7 protein-coding genes and 1 pseudogene are annotated in these 7,226 nt (G+C 72.6%); 5 read left to right on the forward strand and 3 right to left on the reverse strand.

Annotated features, from left to right (window positions below; genetic code table 11):
* Positions 1-4 precede the first annotated feature (4 nt).
* Both LWC35_RS22565 and LWC35_RS22570 read right to left on the reverse strand, forming a co-directional pair.
* Positions 5-1,003: an acetamidase/formamidase family protein gene (locus LWC35_RS22565; RefSeq protein ID WP_232872204.1), complete on the reverse strand. Its 999-nt coding sequence runs from the start codon at positions 1,001-1,003 to the stop codon at positions 5-7.
* 49 nt (positions 1,004-1,052) lie between these two features.
* Positions 1,053-1,793 carry an IclR family transcriptional regulator gene (locus LWC35_RS22570; RefSeq protein ID WP_232872205.1) on the reverse strand — a complete coding sequence of 247 codons (741 nt, stop codon included), beginning with the start codon at positions 1,791-1,793 and terminating at the stop codon, positions 1,053-1,055.
* Between the two features lie 135 nt (positions 1,794-1,928).
* Between LWC35_RS22570 and pcaH the strand changes: the two genes are divergently transcribed.
* Together pcaH and pcaG are read left to right on the forward strand one after the other, a co-directional pair.
* On the forward strand, positions 1,929-2,639 hold the full coding sequence (gene pcaH / locus LWC35_RS22575; RefSeq protein WP_232872206.1) for a protocatechuate 3,4-dioxygenase subunit beta: 711 nt from the start codon (positions 1,929-1,931) through the stop codon (positions 2,637-2,639).
* Positions 2,632-3,207 carry a protocatechuate 3,4-dioxygenase subunit alpha gene (gene pcaG / locus LWC35_RS22580; RefSeq protein ID WP_232872207.1) on the forward strand — a complete coding sequence of 192 codons (576 nt, stop codon included), beginning with the start codon at positions 2,632-2,634 and terminating at the stop codon, positions 3,205-3,207. Before pcaH ends, pcaG begins: the two co-directional genes overlap by 8 nt.
* Before the next feature lie 95 nt (positions 3,208-3,302).
* Here pcaG and LWC35_RS22585 read toward each other — a convergent pair whose 3' ends face one another.
* Positions 3,303-3,746 (reverse strand): hypothetical protein, encoded by a 444-nt coding sequence (locus LWC35_RS22585; protein ID WP_232872208.1) that lies wholly within the window; start codon positions 3,744-3,746, stop codon positions 3,303-3,305.
* Positions 3,747-4,058: 312 nt separating this feature from the next.
* Between LWC35_RS22585 and LWC35_RS39480 the strand changes: the two are divergent.
* The 3 genes and pseudogenes from LWC35_RS39480 to LWC35_RS22600 form a co-directional block, all read left to right on the forward strand.
* Positions 4,059-4,466 (forward strand): annotated as a pseudogene (locus tag LWC35_RS39480) (GtrA family protein); the annotation flags it as partial.
* A gap of 76 nt (positions 4,467-4,542) precedes the next feature.
* The gene (locus tag LWC35_RS22595; protein ID WP_232872210.1) at positions 4,543-5,430 is read left to right on the forward strand and encodes an alpha/beta fold hydrolase; all 888 of its coding nucleotides are present in this window, start codon (positions 4,543-4,545) and stop codon (positions 5,428-5,430) included.
* A gap of 933 nt (positions 5,431-6,363) precedes the next feature.
* Positions 6,364-7,226 (forward strand): type IV toxin-antitoxin system AbiEi family antitoxin domain-containing protein (locus LWC35_RS22600; RefSeq protein ID WP_232872211.1); only part of this gene is annotated, 863 nt, incomplete at its 3' end.

Below are 7,226 nucleotides of genomic sequence, written 5' to 3' on the forward strand. Positions count from 1 at the left end.
CCCCTCAGATCGTGCGCGCCGTGTCGCGCAGGTGGGCGTGCATGCCCCGGTACGCCGACCCGGGCGGCAGGAGGCTCTTCGCGATCTTGGTGACCGCGCTGTAGTTCGTGTCGACCACGTTGGCCAGCGGGGACTCGGAGATCTGGGTGAGCAGCTGGTAGGCGTCGAGCCGGTCCAGCCCGTACAGCTCGCCGAGCCAGGCGATCATGCCGATCTGGCTGGCCCGCCAGGCGTCCTCCAGGGGCCGGGCCGAGCCGACGACGGTGTAGTGCGTGTCGGACTCGATCCGCGGCCAGACCGTCGGCACGCCCTTGACCAGCTCGACGAGCAGCGTGACGTCCATCGCGCCCTCGACCGCGGTGCCGCAGCTCTCGCCCTCGCCCTGGCGGTAGTGCCCGTCGCCGACCGAGAAGAGCGCGCCCTCGACGTTGACGCCCAGGTAGCACGTCACGCCCGGCTTCATCTCGGGCGTGTCCATGTTGCCGCCGAACAGGTCGGGGACGAGGCTCGAGCGCACCTCGCGCCCCGCCGGGGCCACGCCGACGGTGCCCAGCATCGGGTTGCAGGGCAGCTCGAGCTCCAGGTCCACGCTCTGCGCCGCGAAGCGGACGACGCCGCGCGCCCGGTCGAGCTCGTAGATCCAGGTCCGCTCGGGCAGCGGGTCGTGCAGGAGCGCGGTGCGGTCGGTGGTGGACAACGCCCCGAAGAAGGGGATCGTCGTCGACGCGCCCCAGTCCCGCGCCGGCGTCAGGTCCACGAAGTGTAGGGCGAGCGTGTCGCCCGGCTCCGCGCCTTCCACGTGGAACGGCCCGGTCTGCGGGTTGACCTCGGTCATGTTCAGCACCGCGCTCGGCCGGTCGCTCGTGGAGGTCAGCCGCCCGGAGAAGGCGTCCTCGGTCCACAACCGCAGCAGGGTGCCCGGCGTGATCCGGTGCGACGGCGCCACTCCGCCGAAGGTCCAGACGTACTGGTCACGCGTCGGCCGGTACTCCACCACGTCCATGTCGGGGATCGTTGCGCCTTCACCCAGCACGCCACAACCCCGCGCCCGGTCACGGCTGCGTGGCGAGCGCGGACGCGCCGAGGGCCCGCGAGATGCCGCGCGCGGCGGCGAGCACCGCGGGCACGTACGCGTGCGGGTTCGCCTCGATCGGCACCACGATGGACAGGGCGGCGACGACGCGGCCCTGGCCCGCCCGGATCGGGGCCCCGACCGACTGCGAGACCATCTCGATCTGCTGCTCGCTGATCGCCACGCCCGTCCGGCGGACCTCGCCCAGGAGGTGCCGCACCCGGTCCGGGTCCGTCAGCGTCTTCTCGGTGAACCGGCGGAAGGGCGCCGCCAGCACCTTCTCGACGTGCTCGGGGTCGGCGTGGGCGAGCAGTGCCAGCCCGACGCCCGTCGCGGTCGCCGGCAACCGGGACCCGGCGCGCGACCGGATGCTCACCGCATCCCGGGCCGCGAGCCGTTCGACGTAGACGACCTCGGCGGCGTCGAGCACCGCGAGCTGGACGTTCTCCCGCGTGACCTCGTGCAGGTCCTCGAGGTACGGCATCGCCCGCTCGCGCAGCCCGAGCCCGCGCGGCGCGAGCGCGCCCACCTCCCACAACCGCAGCCCCACCCGGTAGAGCCCGCCCTCGCCGCGCTCGAGCGCGCCCCACGCGGCGAGCTCGCCGACCAGGCGGTGCGTCGTGGTGAGGGGAAGGCCGGTGCGCCTGCTGATCTCCGTGAGCGACAGCTCCGGGGTGGCGGCGGTGAAGGCCCCGAGGACGTCGAGGACCCGTGCCGTCACCGTCGACCTCCCCGCCACGAGCGGCCATCCTTCCGCACAACGGAAGGCCGGTCGAGCCGTGGCGGGCCCGTGCCGCACAGTGCATGCCGACGCGCCGACGCACTGTGCAGCGAGACGCTCGGAGAGGAGCGGTCGATGACCCTGGCCCATCCCCGGCCCTACCGGCAGCCGAGGGACACCCACCCCCCGCTGGACTACACGGGGTACAAGAGCACCGGGCTCCGGGCGCCCACGCAGCGGCCGATCCTGGTCCCGCAGCGGCTGACCGAGGTCACCGGGCCCCTGCTCGTCGGCGCGATCGGGCCGAACGACCACGACCTGACCCGTCAGCACGAGGGCGAGCCGATCGGCCAGCGGATCACCGTGTCCGGCCGGGTCCTCGACTCCGACGGCCGTCCGGTGCCCGACACCCTGGTCGAGGTCTGGCAGGCCAACGCCGCCGGCCGCTACGCGCACAAGCGCGACAACTGGCCGGCCCCGCTCGACCCGAACTTCTCCGGCGGCGGGCGCGTGGTCACGAACTCGCTGGGCGAGTACTCGTTCACCACGATCAAGCCCGGCGCCTACCCGTGGGGCAACCACCACAACGCGTGGCGGCCGGCGCACATCCACTTCTCGCTGTTCGGCCGGGCCTTCACCCAGCGGCTCGTGACGCAGATGTACTTCCCCGAGGACCCGCTGTTCGCGTTCGATCCGATCTACCGGTCGGCGCCGGAGGGTGCCCGGGAGCGGATGGTCTCGACCTTCGACATGGACACCACCCGGCCGGAGTGGGCGCTGTCCTACCGCTGGGACATCGTGCTGCGCGGGCGCGAGCAGACCCCGTTCGAGGAGACCCATGAGTGAGCAGCTGCCGCTGACGCCCTCCCAGACCGTCGGGCCGTACCTGCGGCTCGGGCTCGACTGGCCGAAGGGCGCCGACGTCGTCCCGCCGGGCACCCCGGGCGAGATCGTGATCTCCGGGACCGTCTACGACGGCGCCGGCGTGCCGATCACCGACGGGCTGGTCGAGACCTGGCAGGCCGACCCCGACGGCCGCTTCGCCCACCCGGACGACCCGCGCGGGGCCGTCGAGCCGTCCGTGCCCGGATTCCTCGGGTTCGGCCGCAGCTGCACGGACGAGACGGGCCGGTGGAGCATCCGGACCGTGCTGCCCGGCGCGCTGCCGGCGCTCGACGACGACGCCGAGGAGGCGCCCCACCTCGACGTCTCGGTGTTCGCGCGCGGCCTGCTCGACCGCGTGGTCACCCGGATCTACTTCGCCGGCCAGCCCGGCAACGACACCGACCCGCTCCTCGCCGCCGTGCCGGCCGAGCGGCGGGCGACCCTCGTCGCGGAGAAGGTGGGCGAGGCGGAGTACCGCTTCGACATCCATCTGCAGGGCGACCGGGAGACGGTGTTCCTGCAGGTCTGAGTCCCGGTCGGCCCGTGCCCGACCCGACCGCGCCCGACCCGACCGCGCCCGGCCGGCCCGCGTCCGGCCGGGGGCGCTCGGGTCGGGCAGGTCGGTCAGGGCACGTTCGCGAAGCTCACCGAGCGGAACGTGTACTCGCCGGAACCCGGCGAGACCGAGTCCGGGGAGGTCCAGCGCGCCGCCTGGTGCGCGGCCGCTGCGGCTTCCCCCGTCTTGCCCGCGGCGTCCTGCGCCTGCTGGGCGCAGGTCTTCGTCGACAGCAGGGCGACCTTGTCGGTGCGGTTCACCGACTCGGTCCAGTCCGCGCCCGGACCGGTGGGCAGCGACGTCAGGTCGTAGCAGTGCCCGACCTTCGGGTCGACGAGCGTGTCCGACTGGGGCGACCACGCGCCGTCCGGCGCGGTGCCGTTCAGCGCGAGGTAGTAGCCGTGCGCGACGACGGGATCACTCGTCGGTGCGGCGGAGGCCGCCGTGGCGGCCGCGACGCCACCCGTCGCGACGAGCGCGATGACCGCGAGTGCCAGTGCCGTCCGACGCATGTCCGGCCGTCCTCCTGTCGGTGATCCGGTCTGCCACCCGGACGGGTAGCAATCGACCTCACAGGGTCAACGCGCGTACCACGTACTGGTGACGGGTATCGCTGATCACGACTCCGTCACGGATCACGCGCGAGGGGATGAAGATCCTTCCTCACAGCGTTTGCACAGCTGGGGAAGGGCGTAGACCCAGGCGGGGATGCGACAAAGGTACCGATCACGGGATCGGGCGGAAGAGGTGGACGGGTGACGGCGAGCAGGGCGATCGGGGGAATGCGCCCGGGGCAGGCCCTCACGGAGCTCGTCGCCGGAGTGATGGCGGGCCTGGGCCGCGGGGTCGCCGCGTTCCGCGCGCGCTTCCCGCTGCTGGTCCAGCTCGTACGGTTCGCCGTCGTCGGCGGCCTCGGCACCGCCGTCAACGCCGCGCTCTACCTGCTGATGCGGCTGGTCCTCGACGCCGTCCCGGCCAACCTCGTCGCGCTGCTGCTCAGCACCGCGGTGAGCACCGAGATCAACCGCCGCTTCACCTTCGACGGTGCCTCCGCCCACCGTTGGCGGGTCTGCATCCAGGACGCCGGGACCGTCGCCTTCTACGCGGGCTACAGCACCGCGGTGCTGCTCGTGCTGCACGAGATCGTCCCGGGGGCGACGCCGCTGGAGGAGACCGCCGCGGTCACGCTCGCCAGCGTGCTCGGCGGGCTGATCCGGTTCGCGGTGCTCAAGGCGTGGGTGTTCGAGATCGGCGCCTCCGAGCCGGAAGCGGCTGCCACGGCCGAAGAGCCCGGCTACGGTTCCGGGCATGGCGGACATGACGGGGTTCACGTCGTTCGACGTCGCGGTCGACGGGGTCCGGATCCACGGGACGCGCGGCGGCGAGGGCCCGCCGGTGCTCCTGCTCCACGGCTTCCCGCAGAGCCACGTGATGTGGCGGCCGGTGATGCGCGAGCTGGCGGCGCGGCACACGGTCGTCGCCACCGACCTGCGCGGGTACGGGGAGTCCGACCGACCTCCCTCCGGTGAGGACCACGCCGGATACTCGTTCCGCGCCATGGCGGCCGACCAGGCCGGGGTGATGGCGGAGCTGGGGTTCGAGCGGTTCGCCGTCGTCGGGCACGACCGGGGCGCCCGGGTGACCCATCGGCTCGCCCTCGACCACGCCGACCGCGTGGAGCGGCTGGCGCTGCTCGACATCCTGCCCACGAGCTACGTCTACGAGCACGTCGACCGCAGCCTGGCCCAGGCCTACTACCACTGGTTCTTCTTCATCCAGCCCGCCGACCTGCCCGAGCGCCTGATCGCCGGCGACCCGATCTACTACCTGCACCGGCTGCTCGGCAGCTGGGGGAGCGGGCTCGCGGCGCACGACGCCGAGTCCCTCGCCGCCTACGAGAAGGCCTTCGCCGATCCCGAGGCGCGGCACGCGATGCTCGAGGACTACCGGGCCGGCGCCACCGTCGACCTCGAGCACGATGCCGAGGGGGCGCGCCTCCGGGCGCCGACCCTCGTGCTGTGGGGGGAGAAGGGGGTGGTGGGGCGCAACCCCGAACCCCCGACCACCGTCTGGCGCCGGCTCGCCGCCGAACCCGCCCTCGTCACGGGCCGGGCGATCCCCGGCGCCGGGCACTTCCTGGTGGAGGAGAACCTCCCCGCCACCCTCTCGGCCCTCACCGCCTTCCTGTCCGCGTGATCATTCGTCGTGGGCGAGGAGGGTCGACCTCTCCTGCCCAGGCTCGACGGTCATGACCCCGGCTGTCACTTCCTCGGGCTGTGGTCCTCGGTCGTGGACGGGAAGGGTCGAATTCCGACTCGAGGCAGCGCTCGCCGCCGATGAGGGCCACGGTGGCCGCGTCCCTGACTGGTGATCATGGCGGCGGGGTCCCTGAGCGCGGGTGCGAGGCAGGCTGTTGTCGTGAGACGCGGTCACCCATGGTGCGCTGCTTCGGCCCCACGGAGCAGTCCTGGTCGTGGACCGGCCCCGCTCGTGGACGGCGCGTATCCCGGGCAAGATCATCGAAGGTGGATGGGCGCGCGTCCTTCGCAAGTTCGTCGAAGGTGGATGGCGCGTCTTCCGCAAGATCATCGAACGTAAACGGCGCGCGTCCTCCGCAAGTTCGTCGAAGGTGGATGGCGCGTCCTTCGCAAGATCCTCGAACCTGGACGGCGCGCGTGCTTCGCAAGTTCGTCGAAGGTGGATGGCGCGCGTCCTGCCCAAGACCATCGAACGTGGACGGCACGCCTCCTCCGCAAGTTCATCGAAGGTGAATGGCGGCCTTCGCAAGATCATCGAATGTGAACGGGGAAGGTCGGATTTCGACCGTGCCCGCTCAGGGGCGACGATCATGGGTCAGCCGGCGCGCCACCCAGGCCGTGATCACTGTTCCTGGACTGGGAGGGTCGGAATCCGACTGACCGCCTCCATGACCGGTGATCATGGTCTGCGGATCGCTCGCGGAGTGGTCTCCCGGCGCCGCGGGCCTCCTGTCGTGATCACCGATTCTGGACGAGGGAAGTCGGGGAACGACCGTTGACATCCCCGACAGGTGATCATGGCTGGTTCGCGACCGTGAACGGGACGAGCAAAGGGGCCCGCTGACCCTCGCGCCCGACGACGCTGTGTGCCATGGACGACCGCCTGCACCGCCTGCACCGCCTGCTCGTGCGCCAGGACGGCGTGATCGGCCTGGACCAGGCCCGCGATCTGGGGCTGTCCGCCCGCGCGGTGCACCGACGCGTCGCCTCCGGGGCCTGGCAGCGCGCGGCGCCACGGGTCTTTCTCGTCGCCGGACACCCGACGAGCGACGCCGCGCGGATCAGGGTCGCGTCGATCTGGGCCGGTCGGGGTTCCACCGTCTCCGGCGAGGCCGCGGCCTGGTGGCACCGCATGACGGAGCGTTGCCCGCCGCGCATCCAGGTCACCGTTCCTCCGGCGAGGCGGCCCCGCCCGCCGGAGGGGATCGTCGTGCGACGCCGGGAGCTCGCCCCGGCCGACGTTCGCTCCCTGCGGGGCGTCCGGGTCACCGCTCCTGCCCTCACCGCTCTCGAGGTCGCGGCGGCACTGCCCGCGGGCGGCTCGGAACTGCTCGACCGGGTCCTGCAGCGGTACGTGAGTTTCGACGAGCTCCTCTCGGCCTACCACCGCGCGCTCGGCTGCACGGGGGCCGCTCGCATGCGCGCCCTCGTCACGGCCGCCGCCGACCGCGCCGACTCGGGCGGCGAGCGGGTCCTGCTGGCGCTGCTTCGGCGGGCAGGCATCGACGGCGGGGTCCGCGCACTGCCGTTCGGGCCGTGGACGATCGACCTCGCCTTCCCGGCGGAGCGGGTCGCCGTCGAGCTCGACGGCTGGGCGTGGCATGTCGACGCCGTGCGCTTCCAGAACGACCGGGACAAGCAGAACGCGCTGGTCGCAGCCGGGTGGACCGTCCTTCGACTGACGTGGCACGACGTCGACGACCGGCCCGACGCCGTCGTCGCGCAGATCCAGGC

Source organism: Pseudonocardia kujensis, assembly GCF_021283305.1.
In the GTDB taxonomy this organism is placed as follows: Bacteria; Actinomycetota; Actinomycetes; order Mycobacteriales; family Pseudonocardiaceae; genus Pseudonocardia; species Pseudonocardia kujensis.